18 protein-coding genes are annotated in these 16,701 nt (G+C 60.5%); 6 read left to right on the forward strand and 12 right to left on the reverse strand.

Annotated features, from left to right (window positions below; translation table 11 throughout):
• Window positions 1–7: 7 nt before the first annotated feature.
• From rsfS to FBY01_RS18265, 3 genes are all read right to left on the reverse strand, one after another.
• Complete coding sequence (rsfS, locus tag FBY01_RS18255) at window positions 8–502, reverse strand: ribosome silencing factor (RefSeq protein ID WP_010467363.1); 495 nt, start codon at window positions 500–502, stop codon at window positions 8–10.
• A gap of 73 nt (window positions 503–575) precedes the next feature.
• Window positions 576–1,265: a nicotinate-nucleotide adenylyltransferase gene (gene nadD / locus FBY01_RS18260; RefSeq protein WP_178113266.1), complete on the reverse strand. Its 690-nt coding sequence runs from the start codon at window positions 1,263–1,265 to the stop codon at window positions 576–578.
• A 1-nt stretch (window position 1,266) separates the two neighbouring features.
• The gene (locus tag FBY01_RS18265) at window positions 1,267–2,538 is read right to left on the reverse strand and encodes a glutamate-5-semialdehyde dehydrogenase (protein ID WP_102594339.1); all 1,272 of its coding nucleotides are present in this window, start codon (window positions 2,536–2,538) and stop codon (window positions 1,267–1,269) included.
• 189 nt (window positions 2,539–2,727) lie between these two features.
• On the opposite strand from FBY01_RS18265, the gene FBY01_RS18270 reads away from it, so the two are divergent.
• Window positions 2,728–3,426 carry a DNA-3-methyladenine glycosylase gene (locus FBY01_RS18270; protein WP_145308856.1) on the forward strand — a complete coding sequence of 233 codons (699 nt, stop codon included), beginning with the start codon at window positions 2,728–2,730 and terminating at the stop codon, window positions 3,424–3,426.
• Window positions 3,427–3,602: 176 nt separating this feature from the next.
• Complete coding sequence (locus FBY01_RS18275) at window positions 3,603–4,919, forward strand: bifunctional DedA family/phosphatase PAP2 family protein (RefSeq protein ID WP_010467359.1); 1,317 nt, start codon at window positions 3,603–3,605, stop codon at window positions 4,917–4,919.
• Window positions 4,920–4,972: 53 nt separating this feature from the next.
• Here FBY01_RS18275 and FBY01_RS18280 read toward each other — a convergent pair whose 3' ends face one another.
• The 5 genes from FBY01_RS18280 to FBY01_RS18300 form a co-directional block, all read right to left on the reverse strand.
• Window positions 4,973–5,551 (reverse strand): hypothetical protein, encoded by a 579-nt coding sequence (locus FBY01_RS18280; RefSeq protein ID WP_145308858.1) that lies wholly within the window; start codon window positions 5,549–5,551, stop codon window positions 4,973–4,975.
• Window positions 5,552–5,639: 88 nt separating this feature from the next.
• Window positions 5,640–5,855 (reverse strand): hypothetical protein, encoded by a 216-nt coding sequence (locus FBY01_RS18285; protein ID WP_102594344.1) that lies wholly within the window; start codon window positions 5,853–5,855, stop codon window positions 5,640–5,642.
• Between the two features lie 112 nt (window positions 5,856–5,967).
• On the reverse strand, window positions 5,968–6,558 hold the full coding sequence (locus tag FBY01_RS18290; RefSeq protein WP_145308860.1) for an LON peptidase substrate-binding domain-containing protein: 591 nt from the start codon (window positions 6,556–6,558) through the stop codon (window positions 5,968–5,970).
• A 10-nt stretch (window positions 6,559–6,568) separates the two neighbouring features.
• The gene (locus FBY01_RS18295) at window positions 6,569–7,285 is read right to left on the reverse strand and encodes an LrgB family protein (RefSeq protein ID WP_010467355.1); all 717 of its coding nucleotides are present in this window, start codon (window positions 7,283–7,285) and stop codon (window positions 6,569–6,571) included.
• Window positions 7,282–7,644: a CidA/LrgA family protein gene (locus FBY01_RS18300; protein WP_010467354.1), complete on the reverse strand. Its 363-nt coding sequence runs from the start codon at window positions 7,642–7,644 to the stop codon at window positions 7,282–7,284. The genes FBY01_RS18295 and FBY01_RS18300 overlap by 4 nt, the downstream gene beginning before the upstream one ends.
• 197 nt (window positions 7,645–7,841) lie before the next feature.
• Here FBY01_RS18300 and FBY01_RS18305 point away from each other — a divergent pair, with 197 nt between their 5' ends.
• From FBY01_RS18305 to FBY01_RS18315, 3 genes are all read left to right on the forward strand, one after another.
• The gene (locus tag FBY01_RS18305; RefSeq protein WP_010467353.1) at window positions 7,842–8,297 is read left to right on the forward strand and encodes a MaoC family dehydratase; all 456 of its coding nucleotides are present in this window, start codon (window positions 7,842–7,844) and stop codon (window positions 8,295–8,297) included.
• 115 nt (window positions 8,298–8,412) lie between these two features.
• Window positions 8,413–10,131 (forward strand): C13 family peptidase, encoded by a 1,719-nt coding sequence (locus FBY01_RS18310; RefSeq protein WP_077749937.1) that lies wholly within the window; start codon window positions 8,413–8,415, stop codon window positions 10,129–10,131.
• A 27-nt stretch (window positions 10,132–10,158) separates the two neighbouring features.
• Complete coding sequence (locus FBY01_RS18315) at window positions 10,159–10,800, forward strand: oxidoreductase (protein WP_010467351.1); 642 nt, start codon at window positions 10,159–10,161, stop codon at window positions 10,798–10,800.
• A 117-nt stretch (window positions 10,801–10,917) separates the two neighbouring features.
• Here FBY01_RS18315 and FBY01_RS18320 read toward each other — a convergent pair whose 3' ends face one another.
• From FBY01_RS18320 to FBY01_RS18340, 4 genes are all read right to left on the reverse strand, one after another.
• A complete protein-coding gene (locus FBY01_RS18320) occupies window positions 10,918–11,202 on the reverse strand; it encodes a YceK/YidQ family lipoprotein (protein WP_083375680.1) in 285 nt (94 codons plus the stop codon).
• Window positions 11,195–11,827 (reverse strand): flavin prenyltransferase UbiX, encoded by a 633-nt coding sequence (gene ubiX, locus FBY01_RS18325; protein ID WP_010467349.1) that lies wholly within the window; start codon window positions 11,825–11,827, stop codon window positions 11,195–11,197. The genes FBY01_RS18320 and ubiX overlap by 8 nt, the downstream gene beginning before the upstream one ends.
• The gene (gene mpl / locus FBY01_RS18330) at window positions 11,824–13,173 is read right to left on the reverse strand and encodes a UDP-N-acetylmuramate:L-alanyl-gamma-D-glutamyl-meso-diaminopimelate ligase (RefSeq protein ID WP_145308862.1); all 1,350 of its coding nucleotides are present in this window, start codon (window positions 13,171–13,173) and stop codon (window positions 11,824–11,826) included. The genes ubiX and mpl overlap by 4 nt, the downstream gene beginning before the upstream one ends.
• Before the next feature lie 183 nt (window positions 13,174–13,356).
• Entirely contained in the window at window positions 13,357–15,270 is a 1,914-nt protein-coding gene (locus tag FBY01_RS18340; RefSeq protein WP_010467347.1) for a sigma-54-dependent Fis family transcriptional regulator, read from the reverse strand.
• A gap of 316 nt (window positions 15,271–15,586) precedes the next feature.
• Here FBY01_RS18340 and FBY01_RS18345 point away from each other — a divergent pair.
• The coding region (locus FBY01_RS18345) for an aldehyde dehydrogenase family protein (RefSeq protein ID WP_145308864.1) at window positions 15,587–16,701 on the forward strand (1,115 nt) is incomplete at its 3' end.

A 16,701-nucleotide genomic window follows, 5' to 3' on the forward strand; every position in this document is an offset into this window, starting at 1 on the left:
CGGTCCCTTATTGCTGGTCTTTGTTGAGCTTGACGAAGTGCTCATGGGTGTTTTCCGGACTGTGGTGAGCCGCGTTCAGAGCACGGCTCTGCTCTGCACCGGACCACAGACGCTCGAGGTCGTAAAACTGACGAGCCGAGGCGGTCATCATGTGCACGATGACATCATCCATATCCAGCAGCACCCAGTCGCTGTCGCCCTTGCCTTCTTCACCCAGTGGCTTGACGCCCAGGGCTTTGACGGCTTCGCGAACCTTGTCCAGCATCGCGCCGATCTGGCGGTTGGAGGTACCGGTCGCGATGATCATGTAGTCAGTGATGCTCTGCTTTTCACGAACGTCGATGACCTGGATGTCCTGGCCCTTCACGTCTTCCAGGGCGGCTACGGCCACCTTGACCAGCTCGTCACCTTTCAGAGGTTCAGTGGTGAGAACCGGCTCAGGCAGCGGGGCGCTTTTGAACGTGCCTTTGCGCTTTACTTTAGTTACGTCTTTGTTCGTCATATAAAACTCGTTTTGCTCGTATGTTCGGGCGCTTCAATACACGTCATTACGTGCCTGGAAGCGTGCCCTCTTTTCAGTTCGACGCACGGTAGAGACCGTGCGCATCGATGTAGGCCAGGACCGCGTCGGGCACCAGGAAACGTACCGACTTACCGCTGGCCAGCAGTTGACGGATCTGGGTGGCGGATACCGCGAGCGGCGTCTGCCAGACGAATGCAATCTGTCCGCTCGGCCCTTTGAGGGCCAGCGGGTCGCTCACCGAGCGTGCCGCCAACAGATTGCGCAAGGCATCCGGCGGTTCGCTGTCGGCATCCGGGCGTTGCAGCACCAGGATGTGGCAATGCTGGAGCAACTCTTCCCAGCGGTGCCAAGTGGGCAGGCCGCAAAATGCGTCCCAGCCCAAAAGTAGAAAAACCTGGTCAGAGACGGCCAGTTCGGCGCGCATCAGTTCCAGGGTGTCGATGGTGTAGGACGGTTTGTCCCGCTGCAATTCGCGGGCGTCCACCACCAACGGCGCCACACCGGCCACCGCGCACTCGACCATCGCCAGACGGTCCTTTGCCGACACCTGCGGCGTACCGCGATGCGGCGGCCTGGCACTGGGTGTCAGGCGTAACTCATCGAGCGACAGCGACTCGGCGACTTCCAGCGCACCGCGCAAATGGCCGATGTGCACCGGGTCGAACGTCCCGCCCAGCACGCCAATGCGTCTTGGCGCAGGCTCGCTGGCAGCTTGCGGTGCTGACGGTTTGAGGTCGCCCAAGTCAGACCGACGCCTGGCCGCGCAACTGGCCATCACCGACCACGATGTACTTCTCGCAGGTCAGACCTTCGAGACCCACCGGGCCGCGGGCGTGCAGCTTATCAGTAGAAATGCCAATCTCGGCACCCAATCCGTATTCAAAGCCATCGGCGAAGCAGGTCGGCGTGTTGATCATCACCGATGACGAATCGACCTCCGCCACAAAACGCCGGGTGTCAGCGAGGTTTTCGCTGACGATCGAGTCGGTGTGATGCGAACCGTACTGATTGATGTGTTCGATCGCCTGGTCCAGCCCGTCAACGACGCGGATCGAAAGAATCGGCGCCAGGTATTCGGTGCTCCAGTCTTCTTCGCTGGCCGCCACGGCATCGATGATCGCCCGGGTACGTTCGCAACCGCGCAGTTCGACGCCTTTTTCGCGGAACTGTGCAGCCATCGACGGCAGGAAATCCTTGGCAACGGCTTGATCCACCAGCAGCGTTTCCATCGCACCGCAGATGCCGTAACGGTAAGTCTTGGCATTGAAGGCGATGCGCTGGGCTTTCGGCAGATCGGCGTGGGCGCTGACGTAGACGTGGCAGATACCGTCCAGGTGTTTGATCACCGGCACGCGGGCATCGCGGCTGACGCGTTCGATCAGGCCACGGCCACCACGGGGCACGATGACGTCGACGTATTCCGGCATGGTGATCAACGCGCCAACGGCCGCACGATCGGTGGTTTCGACCACTTGCACCACGGCAGCCGGCAGCTCGGCTTCGGCCAGGCCGCGCTGGATGCAGGCGGCAATGGCGCGATTGGAATTGATTGCCTCGGAACCGCCACGCAGGATCGTCGCATTGCCCGACTTCAGGCAAAGGCTCGCAGCGTCGATGGTTACGTTCGGCCGGGATTCGTAGATGATCCCGATCACGCCCAACGGCACGCGCATCTTGCCGACCTGGATGCCCGACGGCCGGAAACTCATGTCGCGAATCGCGCCAACCGGGTCCGGAAGTGCCGCCACCTGACGCAAACCGACGATCATGCCGTCGATGCGCTCCGGGGTCAGCGCCAGACGCTCAAGCAATGCCGGCTCAAGACCATTGGCGCGGCCTGCGGCCAAATCCAGTTCATTGGCAGCCGTCAGCTCGGCGCGTGCAGCGTCCAGCGCATTGGCAGCCGCCTGCAACGCGCGGTTCTTCTGCGCAGTGCTGGCACGGCCAATGACGCGAGAAGCCTCGCGGGCGGCGCGACCCAGGCGGGTCATATAGTCAAGAACGGACTCAGTCATGGTCTGTGGGGGTCTTTGCTAAGGTCTTGGTAAAGAGTAAAGCGGCAGATTATAGCTGTCGCGTCCCGGGACTAACAGCGGTGACGGGCGGATGGTCGAAATGGAGGGCAATTTGCCGACGTTCAGCCGGGATTAAGCTGCACATTGTTATCATCACGACTCAATCAGCCTTGATAAACACCGTTCATCATGTCCAACCTGACTGTTCGAGCGTCCGCTGCACGCCTGCCCATGGGGCTCCCGGACGCATTTTTTGACCGCGATGCGCAAACCCTGGCCCGGGATTTACTGGGCAAGGTCATCCGTCATAGGGTCGGCGACCTGTGGCTGAGCGCCCGGATTATCGAAACCGAAGCCTATTACTGCGAAGAAAAAGGCAGTCACGCGTCCCTCGGCTACACAGAAAAGCGTAAGGCTTTGTTTCTGGATGGCGGGCACATCTATATGTATTACGCCCGCGGCGGTGATTCCCTGAACTTCAGCGCCCAGGGGCCGGGCAACGCGGTGCTGATCAAATCTGCCTATCCGTGGGTCGACGAGCTAAGCGGGCCAGCGAGCCTGGCGCAGATGCTGTTGAACAATCCCGACGCCCAGGGTCGTCCTCGCCCGACGCAAAAGCTCTGCGCCGGGCAGACGTTGTTGTGCAAGTCGCTGGGGTTGAAGGTGCCCGTCTGGGATGCCAAGCGTTTTGACCATGATGTGTTGCTGGTCGAAGACGTCGGCCCGGCGCCTGCTCACATCATCCAGACCACGCGCCTGGGCATTCCCCACGGACGCGACGAACATTTGATGTATCGCTTCGTCGATGCGGCTTACGCGCCACATTGCACGCGGAACCCGCTACGACGGGGGCAGGTCGAAGGTCGCGATTATTTTTTGCTGACTTGAAGATGGAAAATCGCTGTGGGAGCGAGCCTGATCGCGATAGCAAGTATCAGGCGACATCGGTTTCGAATGTCAGTCCGCTATCGCGAGCAGGCTCGCTCCTACAGGGGACTTGTGGTGCCTGGAAGGTTGCGTGCGCGCCTTTCGAGCCCAATTGAACATCAGAGGGAGTTGTTTTTATGGGCCCATGGCTCGATAGCGTGACCGGTTGGCTGGCGGCTAACCCGCAATGGCTGGCCGCGGCGGTGTTCATCGTGGCATTCGTGGAGTGCCTGGCGATTGCCGGGCTGATTGTGCCCGGCACGGTGTTGCTGTTCGCCGTGGCGGTACTGGCCGGCAGCGGGGCGCTGTCATTGAGCGAAACGCTATTGCTGGGGTTTACCGCTGGCGTGCTGGGCGACATCGTTTCGTACTTCATCGGTCGACATTTTCACCAGAATATCCGGCGCCTGCCGGGGTTACGCCACCATCCGGAATGGATCGCCGGCGCCGAGGCGTATTTCCAGCGATACGGTATTGCCAGCCTGTTGGTCGGACGTTTTATCGGCCCGCTACGCCCGATGCTGCCGATGGTTGCCGGGATGTTCGACATGCCGTTCCCGCGTTTCGCCGCTGTAAGTTTGCTGGCCGCCGCGGGCTGGAGCGTCGCTTACTTACTGCCTGGCTGGGCCACGGGCGCAGCGATTCGCTTGCCATTGCCCGACGGGTTCTGGCCTGAGGCAGGGATCGTCGCCGGCAGCATTGCGGTAATGATCGGCTTGAGCGTGACCAGCAGCCTGCGCCGCCATCGCCACGCCACCGCCTATATAGCCGGCCTCGGCCTGTTAATTCTGGCAGGGCTGTTTATCGGCTACCCGCACCTCACCGCGCTCGACCAAGGCGTGATGACCCTGGTGCAGGAACATCGCAGCCCGATGCTCGATGAACTGGCCGTCACCTTCACGCTGATCGGCGAATTCCGCAACATGCTGGTGTTCAGCGCCCTGCTGACCGGCTTGCTGTTGCTCACCCGGCAGTGGCGCCAGGCGATTTTCGCCGGTGGCACCCTGCTCTTCACCGCGCTCGGCAACACGTTCACCAAACAATTTTTCGCCCGCGTGCGCCCGGAAGTACTGAGCGATCCACTGACCAGCTACAGCATGCCCAGCGGCCATGCATCGGGCGCCTTCGCGTTGTTCCTGACCCTCGCCGTGCTGGCCGGTCGCGGTCAGCCGCCGCGGATGCGCCTGACCTGGTTGCTGCTGGGTTGTTTGCCGGCCCTGACAATCGCCCTGTCCCGGGTGTACCTGGGCGCACATTGGCCAACGGATATATTGGCCGGTGCGATGCTGGCGGCGTGCGTGTGTGCCGCCAGCTTGTGGCTGAGCCAGCGCCAGACACCGCTCAATGCCATGCCACCCAAGATCTGGTGGCTGGTATTGCCGGCGATGGTGGCGTTGTTCGGGTTCTTTGCATTGCGACATTTGCCGAATGCAATGTTGAGATATGCGTATTAGGCTGTTGCCTGATGAGGTACACGCCATCAGCTTGCAAAACTGATGGCGTTTTTTTATTTGCGCTCCTCACCCGGCTTATCAACAATCTTGATCACGAAGTTGACGGGATCATTGTTGAACGCATCATGCTTGGAGGTATTAGGATCAACATCTTTAAAATGCACTTTCCCCTTGTCGTTTGCCAGATAGAGCGGCCGACCATTAAGCTCACTCACGAGCTGCACATACCCTGGACCGGCAGCAAAATCATCAAAACTCGCTTGGTCCACCCCATGCTTACGTATCGAAAACCTGGCACCTTCCGAAGCGCTATTCATATATAGATGACGGGTTCCGACATTAACCGTCAAATGACCACCTTCATAGGCGCCTCGAATAACGGCCAGCACTTCATACTTGCCAGCCTTGGGCACAAACTTCAACAATAGAGGCTTATCATCCTCATGATCGGCGAGCGTCAGAATACTTGTGCTGTCGTCACTCGCCAATGCCACCTCCACGTCCAGGCGTTCGCGCCGGGTGATTCGCGGGTCACGCAGCCTAAGCTTCAGGCGCTGCTGGTTGAGCACCACCGGCGTGCCGTTGACGTAAAGGTTAGCGGTAAATGCACTGCTTTGATTTTCCAGGGACATCAATCACCTCAAGATGCTGTTCACTCAATTTTTTTTCAGCAAGACGCGCAAAACCCAGTCCGTTGCCGAATAGTTTATAAGTCGTGTACTAAAGAGCCGTCGGAGCGTTTGAAGTATCGACGGCAGTACCGGAGACTGGAAGTTTTACGCGCTTGCGCTTACGTCGAGCGACAACCATTGAATCGGCATAGTAAGCAGCGGCATCAATAATATTAGCCGTATTCGGATCGTTGCTCGCGTGCTTTAAAATATAGCGCCCGGCAATATCATCCCAGAACATCCATTCATCTTCATATAGCGTCATAACCACATCCATATAGTTAACCGTTATCCGCTCCATGCGAATAACTGCAAACTACTGACTGAGCTTTACGAAGACAATAGTGGCGAACCGAAGAACTTAATACAAAGTACAACTAGGCAAACAACTCACCTTGCAACTCGTCCAACAGCGCCTGGATCGCATCCAGCCGCTGCTGGGGATCATCGAGTTGCAGCAGGTCGATCTTGTCCACTTCGGCAAACGGCAGCAGATAGGCCAGCTGATTGGCCAGTGACTGTTGCCCGGTCGCTTCGGTGCCCATGTTCAAGGCTTCGACCATCGGGTGTTCGGCCAATGCCTTGAGCAGGGCGACCAGGTCCGCATCCTCATCCTGCAGCGGCTGTTCAGGTTCGTCTTCCAGCCACTCGACGTCAGCGACGGTCAATTGATCGCGCTGTACCTCGGTGCGCAACACATGAAAACGCCGTCCGCCCTGCACGCGAATGCCCAGCAGGCCATTGTCCTGTTGTTTGAAATCAGTGATCAACGCTTCGCAGCCGACCAGCGCATAGCCCGCAGGTGCGATGCCCACTTCTTCGCCGTCGAGAATGCACACAACGCCGAAGCCGACGCCCTTTTTCATGCAACTGCCGATCATGTCCAGGTAGCGCGCCTCGAAGATCTGCAAGTCGAGGATGCAGCCAGGAAACAGCACAGTGTTCAGCGGAAAAAGCGGCAAGCTCATAGACATATCCTTAAACCACCATCGACACCGCCAACGGCAGGAACACCGCCGTGGCCACGCCCATCAGACTCATCGCCAGCGCCGCGAAAGCGCCGCATTCTTCACTTTCCTGCAAGGCCACCGAGGTGCCGACTGCATGGGCGGTCATGCCCAGCGCCATGCCCCGGGCTTCAGGGCTGTGCACGCCCAGCCGGGTCAGCATACTCGGACCGAAGATCGCACCGATCACGCCGGTGATCAACACGAACACCGCGGCCAACGCCGCGACACCACCGATCTGCTCAGCCACCAACATGGCAATCGGCGACGTCACTGACTTCGGCGCCATCGTCATCAGGATCATGTGTTCGGCGCCAAACCACCAACCCAGCAACACGCCCATGCCCGTGGCAACCACGCCGCCTATCACCAGCGTAGTAAAAATCGGCCAGAACAACTGCCGAATGCGTCGCAGATTGAGATACAGCGGCACTGCCAGCGCAACGGTCGCAGGTCCGAGCAAGATGCTGAGGATCTCGGTGCTCTTGCGGTACTCGACAAACGTGATCCCACAGACCGTCAGCACACCGATCACCAACAGCATGGAGACCAGCACCGGTTGCAGAAAGATCCAGCGGGTTTTTTCAAAGGCTGCCAGCACCAGTTGATAAGCGCCCAACGTAATGCCGAGGCCGAACAACGGGTGATGAATCACCGAGTCCAGCGCACCCTGCCAATCGAGGATCATGAGCGATCTCCGCGATGGGCATGACGCTTGACCATGCGCTGCATCAGCACCCCGACAAACGCCATGGACAGCACCAGCGACAACACCAGCGCGCCGGCAATGGCCCAGAAGTCTGCGGCGATGTCCTTGGCGTAAACCATCACGCCCACGGCCGGCGGCACCAACAGCAAAGGCAAATAACGCAGCAGGCTGCTGGCGGCCAGGTTCAACGGCTCGCCGACTTGCCCGCGCGAAATCAGGTACACCAGCAACAGCAGCAGGCCGACAATCGGCCCGGGCAGTACCGGTAAAAACAAATGGTTGATGGCTGTGCCCAGCAATTGGAACAGCACCAGCCAGGTCAGGCCACGTAACAACATCCAGCATCTCCCGCACGCGCGCCCCACAAAAAAGGGGCCGGGCATTATAAGCACGTCAACGCTATGGATCGGCATTCGCCAAAAGCATGGTCAGTTGACCGGAGCAATTTGCCATGTTGATCTAAAGTGGTTCACAGGGAGGCCAAATCCCCCCACTCGAAAAACTATAAATCCGATGAAACCCAAGGAGAGTCTCAATGCCCTATGTTCCCGTTGCAGAGCTCAAAGATTATGTCGGCAAGGAACTCGGACGTTCCGAATGGCTCACCATCGATCAGGAGCGCATCAACCTGTTCGCGGAAGCCACAGGCGATTATCAGTTTATTCACGTCGACCCGGTCAAAGCCGCGCAAACGCCATTTGGCAGCACCATTGCACACGGATTCCTGTCACTGTCGCTGATCCCGAAACTGATGGAAGACATCCTGATCCTCCCTCAAGGGGCGAAGATGGTGGTCAACTATGGCCTGGACAGCGTGCGCTTCATCCAGCCAGTAAAGGTCAACTCCAGGGTTCGGCTCAAGGTCGACATGAACGAAGTCATCGAGAAAAAACCCGGCCAATGGCTGCTCAAAGCCACCGCCACGCTTGAAATCGAAGGCTCGGACAAACCAGCGTATATCGCCGAGCCGCTGTCCCTCTGTTTCGTCTGACACAGGTCTGATTGCGAAACAGCTCACGCTGTTTCGCGCCGTGTCTCTGCCGTGTCTCTATAAATGCGACACATAGCTGCGGCATACTCCGTCGCATAATTGCCCGGATCCCGCTATGCGCTCACTTGCACTCCTCGCCCTGACCCTATTGCTCACCGCTTGCGGCGATGGCGAATCGCTGCTGCCCCCGGATGCCCGCTTGCCGGACGGCGGGCGCTATCGCGGTGATCTGGTCAACGGCTTGTTGCAAGGCCAGGGCCGCATCGACTACCCCAACGGCAGTTGGTACGCCGGCGAGTTCGACAAGGGGCAATGGCATGGCCAGGGCGAGTGGCATGGCAGCAACGGCGAAGTCTATCGGGGCCAATTCAATCAAGGCCTGTTTGACGGCAAGGGCACACTGACCACCAGCGGCAGCAGCTACACCGGCGGATTCAAACTCGGCCGCCGTGACGGTGAAGGCACGCTAAAAGAAAACGCGATGACCTATCGCGGTGAATTCAAGGCCGATCAATATTCAGGGCTCGGGCGTCTCGAACTCGACGACGGCAGTTCCTACCAGGGCCAGTTCGCCAATGGCAAACCCAACGGTGAAGGGCAGCGCGGCGACGCCAGTGGCAATCAGTTCACCGGGCACTTCAAGGACGGTCAGCTGGAAGGCAACGGAACCTTCAACAGCGCCGACGGCGACATCTATGTCGGCGGCTTCAAGAACAATCAACTGCACGGCAAGGGCCGCTACGAAAACGCCGACGGCGATGTCTGGCTGGGCCAGTTCAAGGAAGGCTCGCTGAACGGCAAGGGCGAGTTGATCGGCGCTGACGGCAGTCATTACATCGGCCAGTTCAGCGACTGGCGTTTTACCGGCCAGGGTCGATTGAACCTGCCCGACGGCAGCTTCTACATCGGCCAGTTCGACAATGACAGCTACTCGGGGCGCGGCACCCTGGTGCTCACCGACGGCACGGTGCAAAGCGGAACGTGGGTCAATGGCCAGCGTGTTCGCGATGCCGACGGCAAGTTGCTGCCCGACACCCTGGAGCTCGGCTTGCTGGCCCAGGGCCGGTTACTCGATGACGCTCTGTCCAACGTGCCAGCCTCGACCCCGATGGTCGAGCTGTACACCTTGACCCTGGGCGGCGACGGCAAGCAGAGCGTGTTCCTGCGCGAGTCCGATTACGTCAGCAACATGCTCAGCAGCCGCTTCGGCGCCTTCGGCCAGATCCGCCTGGTGAACCATCGCGATCACCTCGTCGACCGGCCGATGGCCACCCGGGAAAACCTGCGCCGCGCCGCGATGACCCTGGCCGAACGCAGTGGCCCGGAAGACTTGATCTTCATCTACCTGACCAGCCATGGCAGCAGCGAACATGAACTGGTGCTCGACCAGCCGCGCATGGAGCTGGCCGACCTGCCGGCCGACGAACTCGCCGCCGTGCTCGCGCCCTTGAAGAACCGCGACAAGATTGTGGTGATTTCGTCCTGCTATTCCGGCGGCTTCATCCCCGCGCTCAAGGATGAACGCACGCTGATCATGACCGCCTCGCGCGCTGATCGGGTGTCCTTCGGTTGCTCGGAAGAAGCCAATTTCACCTACTTCGGCGACGCGCTGTTCGCCCAGGCGCTGAACCAGACCGACGACCTGGAGCATGCCTTTAAGCTGGCCAAGGCCACGGTGGCAGAGCGTGAACTCGCTGACGGCTTCGAGGCCTCTGAACCGCAGCTCTGGGCGCCGAAAACGGTCCTCTCGCACTGGCAACTCTTGCGCAAACAGCAGGCACGAAAAGCGCTACAAAGTGTCTCTATCAGCAGCAAGGATGCAAAGAGCAACTAAGCTGAACAGTATCAAGGGGGAAACACTATGTACTTGACGCCTCAGCATGTACTGCTTGCCGGAGCTACCGGGTTGACCGGCGAACATCTGCTTGATCGCCTGCTCAATGAGCCAACGATTTCAAGGGTACTGGCCCCCTCACGCCGGCCACTGGCCGAGCATCCCCATCTGGAAAACCCGGTCGGCGACGCGGCGGCGTTTCTGCCGCAACTGAACGGTCGCGTCGACATCGCCTACTGCTGCCTCGGCACCACAATCAAGCAGGCTGGCTCCGAACAAGCCTTTCGTGCGGTCGACCTGGACATGGTGGTGGCGTTCGCCAAACGTGCACGGGAAATGGGTGCCCGGCACCTGATCGTGATCAGTGCCCTGGGGGCCGATCGCAGATCCTCGATTTTCTACAACCGGGTCAAAGGCGAGATGGAGTACGCATTGCGCGCGCAGGACTGGCCGCAGCTGACCATTTGCCGACCTTCGTTGTTGCTGGGCGATCGACTGGAACCGCGCACGGCCGAGCAACTCGTCGGGCCGTTGTCGCGCTTGATCCCTGGCAAGTACCGCGGCATCGAAGCCTGCCAACTGGCTCGCGCCATGTGGAGACTGGCGCTGGAAGAGCAGGATGGGGTACGGATTGTCGAATCGGATGAACTGCGCAAGCTAGGCAAATAATCCTTTGGTGTCTGAGAGGGCGCCTTCGCGGGCAGGCCTCGCTCCTACACAGGCAACGGAGAACCCGTAGGAGCGAGGCTTGCCCGCGAAGGGCGCACACCGATTCAAAGCCGAACGCTACAACCCGCCCGTCGCCTGGAAACTCACCCCGATCACCGTCAGCAATGACAACGGCAATAACAGCGTGTCGAGCAACGCGCTGGCCGGCAGGTCGACGCCGGGGTAGCTCGGCGCTTCGGCGCCAAACCGGTCCATCGCGCAACAACCGCCATTCATGGCATACAAATCCAGGCGCGTCCCCGCGTACACCACTGGCGCCCCAGGCTTGGCCGCGTCCAGCGTGCGCGCCGTGGCGCAGCCCCCCAATTGCAGGGCCAGCAGAACAATCAGCAGCTTATTCATCGCTGCTCAAATGGTGTTCGCCCCAACGCGGCAGCATGTCTTGCGGGATGTTCAGCAGATTGAGAATCCGCGCCACGACAAAGTCGATCAAGTCATCGATCGTCTGCGGCTGATGATAAAAGCCCGGCGACGCCGGCAATATCGTCACGCCCATGTTCGACAGCTTGAGCATATGCTCCAGATGAATGCTCGAATACGGCGCTTCACGCGGCACCAGAATCAGCTGGCGACGCTCTTTCAACGTCACGTCGGCAGCCCGCTCGATCAGGTTGTTGCAGGCACCGGTCGCGATCGCGGACAAGGTTCCGGTGGAACACGGCACCACCACCATCGCCGCGGGCGCACCAGACCCCGAGGCCACTGGCGACATCCAGTCTTCCTTGCCGTACACCTTGATCTGCCCGGCGGCCGCGCCGGTGTATTCAGTGAGGAAAGCCTGCATCGTCTGCGGTTTGGCCGGCAGCGTGACGTCAGTCTCGGTAGCCATCACCAGTTGCGCCGCCTTGGAGATCAGGAAATGCACCTCGCGGTCTTCGCGGATCAGGCAGTCGAGCAGACGTAAACCGTACTGGGCGCCCGAAGCGCCCGTCATCGCGAGGGTGATGCGTTCCGGGCCGTTGTTCATTGCAGCGCCTCGGCGAGTTTGCCGTGCAGGCCGCCGAAGCCGCCGTTGCTCATGATCACCACGTGGGTGCCGGGCTGGGCCTGGCTCTTCACGCGCTCGATGATGCCTTCCAGGGAGTCGCTGACGACCGACGGCACCGTGCACAACGCGGCGGTCGCGCCCAGGTCCCAACCGAGGTTGGCGGGGGCATACCAGATCACTTGATCGGCATCGACCACGCTTTCCGGCAAGCCGTCGCGGTGAGCGCCGAGCTTCATGGAGTTGGAGCGCGGCTCGATGATCGCAATCAACGGCGCATCACCGATGCGTTTGCGCAGGCCGTCGAGGGTCGTCGCAATGGCCGTCGGGTGGTGAGCGAAGTCGTCGTAGATGGTAATGCCGCGAACCTCGGCGACTTTCTCCATCCGGCGTTTCACGCTTTTAAAGACGCTCAATGCAGCGATGCCCATCGACGGTACAACGCCGACGTGGCGAGCAGCCGCCAGGGTGGCCAGGGCGTTGGCGACGTTGTGCTGGCCGGTCATGTCCCAATCGACGACGCCTTGGGCAACGCCTTCGAACATCACTTCGAACTTGGAGCCGTCTTCGCTCAGCAGCTTGACCTGCCACTGACCGCCGGCACCGGTGGTTTGCACCGGGGTCCAGCAGCCCATCTCGATGACGCGCTGCAACGCTGGCTCGGTGGTCGGGTGAATCACCAGGCCTTCGCTCGGGATGGTTCGCACCAAGTGGTGGAACTGCCGCTCAATGGCGGGCAAATCCGGGAAGATGTCGGCGTGATCGTATTCCAGGTTGTTCAGAATGGCCGTGCGCGGGCGGTAGTGAACGAACTTGGAGCGCTTGTCGAAGAACGCGCTGTCGTACTCGTCGGCTTCGATGACGAAGAACGGTGTGTCACCCAGACGCGCCGACACCGAGAAGTTCTGCGGCACGCCGCCGATCAGGAAGCCCGGGCTCATGCCCGCGTGCTCCAGGACCCAGGCAAGCATGCTGCTGGTGGTGGTTTTACCATGGGTGCCGGCGACGGCCAGGACCCAGCGACCTTGCAGCACGTGGTCGGCCAGCCATTGCGGGCCGGAGACGTAGGGCAGGCCTTTGTTCAACACGTATTCGACGGCCGGGTTGCCGCGCGACATGGCGTTGCCGATCACCACCAGATCCGGCGCCGGATCGAGTTGGGCGGGGTCGTAGCCTTGGGTCAACTCAATGCCCTGCGCTTCAAGCTGAGTGCTCATCGGCGGATAGACGTTGGCATCGGAGCCCGTCACGTGATGGCCCAGCTCTTTGGCCAGAACCGCCATCGAACCCATGAAAGTGCCGCAGATACCAAGAATATGAATATGCATAGTCGACCTCGTAAAACATGGCCGCAGGTTAGCGTAGGGTGGGAAAATTCGCACCTTTGTTTCGGGTCAACGCAAAACCCGCAGCAGCGAGGCTTGCCCGCGAAGCCCATAACACGATTCCGCCAGTACACCGCGTAATCGTTCTTCGCGGGCAAGCCTCGCTCCTGCAGTGTGACGGCGGGCCTAGCGGGCGATGCCGTGTTTGCGCAGTTTTCGATAGAGGGTGTTACGGCTGACGCCGAGCTGCTCGGCGGTATGGGTCATGTGCCAACGGGTCTGTTCCAGCGCATTGAGCAACGCCAGCCGCTCGGCATCGTCCAGCGGATGTTCGGAAGTCTCTTCAACGGCCACAACCGGCACCGGTCGAACCTGACGAATCATCACCGGCAAATCCTCCAGCCCGATCCGCCCGTCGTCACACAACGCCGCCAAGGTGCGCAGCACATTGCGCAACTGCCGCACGTTCCCCGGCCAGGCGAAACCCAACAAGGCTTGCCGGGCCGGCTCATCGATCAGCACCGTCTCTGCGCCCGCTTCCTCGGCCAGCAGAAAATCAAGCAACTGCGATTTATCACTTCGCTCACGCAACGCCGGCAATGCGATCTCCAGCCCATTGAGCCGGTAATACAAATCCTCGCGGAAGCTGCCGTCCTGCACCCGCTCCAGTAAATGGCGGTGAGTGGCGCTGATGATCCGCACATTGACCGACTCCGGCTCGCCGCCAATCGGCACCACCTGACGATCTTCCAGCACCCTTAATAGCCGGGTTTGCAACGCCAACGGCATGTCGCCGATTTCATCGAGGAACAGTGTGCCGCCGTCCGCCTGCTGCAACTTGCCGCGCATGCCTTCCTTGCGCGCGCCGGTAAAGCTGCCGCCGCGATAACCAAACAGTTCGCTCTCGATCAGGCTTTCAGGGATCGCCGCGCAGTTAAGGGCGACGAAGGCCTTGTCGGCCCGCTGGCTGGCCTGATGCACGGCTTTGGCAAAGGCTTCTTTGCCGGAACCGGTTTCGCCATTGATCAACAGCGGCACGTCTCGCTCGAAAACTCTCAAGGATTTTCGGAAATCTTCCTGCAACGCGGCGTCGCCCAGGCAGATGCCCGACAGGCGCGGACGCTCGGCAATTGTCGGACCTGGCACCACCGGCACCGGAATGCTGCGCGGCTGCCCGCGCAACACGGCAAACAGACTCCGCCCATCACGGGTGCGCAACGGCCAACTGGCGCTGGCGTTGACACTGGCGCGGCCGAGCAAGTCATCCAGCGAGCAATCGAAAAACGCCTCCACCGGCTTGCCCAGCAATCCACCGCGAATATGCCCCAGCAAGTTCAGCGCACTCTGGTTGACCGCGCTGATCCGCCCCTCCCCGTCGAACGCCAGCAAGCCTTCGCTGAACAGCCCGACGGATTCGGCTTGCAGGTGAAAGCGCAGCAACCATTGATTGTCGAAGTAGCGCAGGAAATAGCAGCTCTCGATCATCTTCGCCGAGAGATTGACCAGGGCCATGGTGTGGAACTGGCTTTGACGTGAGACTTCGTGACGCGCCGAGGACACATCGAGAACCGCCAGCAGCTCGCCGTGAGGGTCGAACACCGGGCTCGCCGAGCACGTCAGGCCGGTGTGGCGGCCGCGAAAGTGTTCATCCTGGTGAATGGTCAGCGACTGGCGCTCCACCAGGCAGGTGCCGATGCCGTTGGTGCCTTCGCAGGCTTCGCTCCAGTCGGCGCCAAGCCACAGGCCGGCGCGCTCGAAGATTTTCCGTTCGGCCGGTGCGGTGACGCAGTTGAGGATCACCCCACGGGCGTCGGTGAGCAGCACGGCGTGGCCGGCGCCGGAAAGTTGCTGATGCAGACTGGTCATTTCGCTGCCGGCGATGTGCAGCACTTGCTGCAAGCGTTCGCGGCTTTCCAGCACCCGGCCGTGTTCCAGCACCGTCGGCGCCATCGTCAGGGCCGGGTCGAGGTGATAATCCTCAAGGCAGCGCAGCCATGAACGGGCGATGGACGGGTCGCTGCCAGGACCGTGCAGGTGGGATTTGCCCTGGGTGACGGTCAAGACTTGTTGGGCATGGCGACTCAAATGGTTGTCGTGCATTTCTTATTGTTCTCTCCGAGAGCTGTGCTGAACCCCATCAAGGGCTGACACACATCTTGTGGCCCAGCATCCTCCAGCCATCGGCGCATTGCAATGCTGGCAAGACCGCCCGGTCACAAGCTGTGCCACAAGCGGTACAAAGTGTCACGAGGGCTGTACCGATAGCGTCACAGACGCCGCCCGCCCGTCCGACAAAAAACGCGCAAGACCTTGATTTGCCTGACCTGCAGGGCAGTGGCCCGACCTTTGCTCTACGCTTATAGCAAGCGCACATGCGCTCTCCCTTATAAGCACAAAAAGCCAAGGAGAAATCACCATGCGTTACGCTCACCCCGGTACTGAAGGCGCTATCGTTTCGTTCAAGAGCAAATACGGTAACTACATCGGCGGCGAGTTCGTCGCGCCTGTCAAAGGTCAGTACTTCACCAATACCTCGCCAGTGAATGGCCAACCGATTGCCGAATTCCCGCGCTCCACGGCCGAAGACATCGACAAAGCCCTGGACGCCGCCCACGCCGCTGCCGATGCCTGGGGCGCCACGTCCGCCCAGGCGCGCTCGCTGGTGCTGCTGAAAATCGCCGACCGCATTGAACAGAACCTGGAAGTCCTGGCAATCACCGAATCCTGGGACAACGGCAAAGCCGTGCGTGAAACCCTCAACGCCGACATCCCGCTGGCCGCCGACCATTTCCGCTACTTCGCCGGTTGCATCCGCGCCCAGGAAGGCAGCGCCGCCGAGATCGATGGCAACACCGTGGCCTATCACATCCACGAACCGCTGGGCGTGGTCGGGCAAATCATCCCCTGGAACTTCCCGATCCTGATGGCCGCCTGGAAACTCGCCCCGGCCCTGGCCGCCGGTAACTGCGTGGTGCTCAAGCCTGCCGAGCAAACCCCGCTGGGCATCACCGTGCTGATGGAGCTGATCGGCGACCTGCTGCCGCCGGGCGTGCTGAACGTCGTTCAAGGCTTTGGCAAAGAAGCCGGCGAAGCCCTGGCCACCAGCAAACGCATCGCCAAGATCGCCTTCACCGGCTCGACCCCGGTCGGCTCGCACATCATGAAATGCGCCGCCGAAAACATCATTCCGTCCACCGTGGAGCTGGGTGGCAAGTCGCCGAACATCTTCTTCGAAGACATCATGAAGGCCGAACCTTCCTTCATCGAAAAAGCCGCTGAAGGCCTGGTGCTGGCGTTCTTCAACCAGGGCGAAGTCTGCACCTGCCCTTCCCGCGCGCTGGTGCAGGAGTCGATCTACGACGACTTCATGAAAGTGGTGATGAAGAAAGTCCTGTCGATCAAACGTGGCGACCCGCTGGACACCGACACCATGGTCGGCGCCCAGGCGTCCGAGCAGCAATTCGACAAAATCCTGTCGTACCTGGAAATCGCCAAGGGCGAAGGCGCCGAGCTGCTGACCGGCGGCAAGGT

The sequence above is a fragment of the Pseudomonas sp. SJZ077 genome, assembly GCF_007993905.1.
Classification (GTDB): Bacteria; Pseudomonadota; Gammaproteobacteria; order Pseudomonadales; family Pseudomonadaceae; genus Aquipseudomonas; species Aquipseudomonas mandelii.

Excerpts from the sequence above, each read along its gene's own strand:
- rsfS (WP_010467363.1), bottom strand. The coding sequence starts at position 502 with ATGACGAACAAAGACGTAACTAAAGTAAAGCGCAAAGGCACGTTCAAA.
- FBY01_RS18265 (WP_102594339.1), bottom strand. The coding sequence starts at position 2,538 with ATGACTGAGTCCGTTCTTGACTATATGACCCGCCTGGGTCGCGCCGCC.
- FBY01_RS18270 (WP_145308856.1), top strand. The coding sequence starts at position 2,728 with ATGTCCAACCTGACTGTTCGAGCGTCCGCTGCACGCCTGCCCATGGGG.
- FBY01_RS18275 (WP_010467359.1), top strand. The coding sequence starts at position 3,603 with ATGGGCCCATGGCTCGATAGCGTGACCGGTTGGCTGGCGGCTAACCCG.
- FBY01_RS18280 (WP_145308858.1), bottom strand. The coding sequence starts at position 5,551 with ATGTCCCTGGAAAATCAAAGCAGTGCATTTACCGCTAACCTTTACGTC.
- FBY01_RS18285 (WP_102594344.1), bottom strand. The coding sequence starts at position 5,855 with ATGACGCTATATGAAGATGAATGGATGTTCTGGGATGATATTGCCGGG.
- FBY01_RS18290 (WP_145308860.1), bottom strand. The coding sequence starts at position 6,558 with ATGAGCTTGCCGCTTTTTCCGCTGAACACTGTGCTGTTTCCTGGCTGC.
- FBY01_RS18295 (WP_010467355.1), bottom strand. The coding sequence starts at position 7,285 with ATGATCCTCGATTGGCAGGGTGCGCTGGACTCGGTGATTCATCACCCG.
- FBY01_RS18300 (WP_010467354.1), bottom strand. The coding sequence starts at position 7,644 with ATGTTGTTACGTGGCCTGACCTGGCTGGTGCTGTTCCAATTGCTGGGC.
- FBY01_RS18305 (WP_010467353.1), top strand. The coding sequence starts at position 7,842 with ATGCCCTATGTTCCCGTTGCAGAGCTCAAAGATTATGTCGGCAAGGAA.
- FBY01_RS18310 (WP_077749937.1), top strand. The coding sequence starts at position 8,413 with ATGCGCTCACTTGCACTCCTCGCCCTGACCCTATTGCTCACCGCTTGC.
- FBY01_RS18315 (WP_010467351.1), top strand. The coding sequence starts at position 10,159 with ATGTACTTGACGCCTCAGCATGTACTGCTTGCCGGAGCTACCGGGTTG.
- FBY01_RS18320 (WP_083375680.1), bottom strand. The coding sequence starts at position 11,202 with ATGAATAAGCTGCTGATTGTTCTGCTGGCCCTGCAATTGGGGGGCTGC.
- ubiX (WP_010467349.1), bottom strand. The coding sequence starts at position 11,827 with ATGAACAACGGCCCGGAACGCATCACCCTCGCGATGACGGGCGCTTCG.
- mpl (WP_145308862.1), bottom strand. The coding sequence starts at position 13,173 with ATGCATATTCATATTCTTGGTATCTGCGGCACTTTCATGGGTTCGATG.
- FBY01_RS18340 (WP_010467347.1), bottom strand. The coding sequence starts at position 15,270 with ATGCACGACAACCATTTGAGTCGCCATGCCCAACAAGTCTTGACCGTC.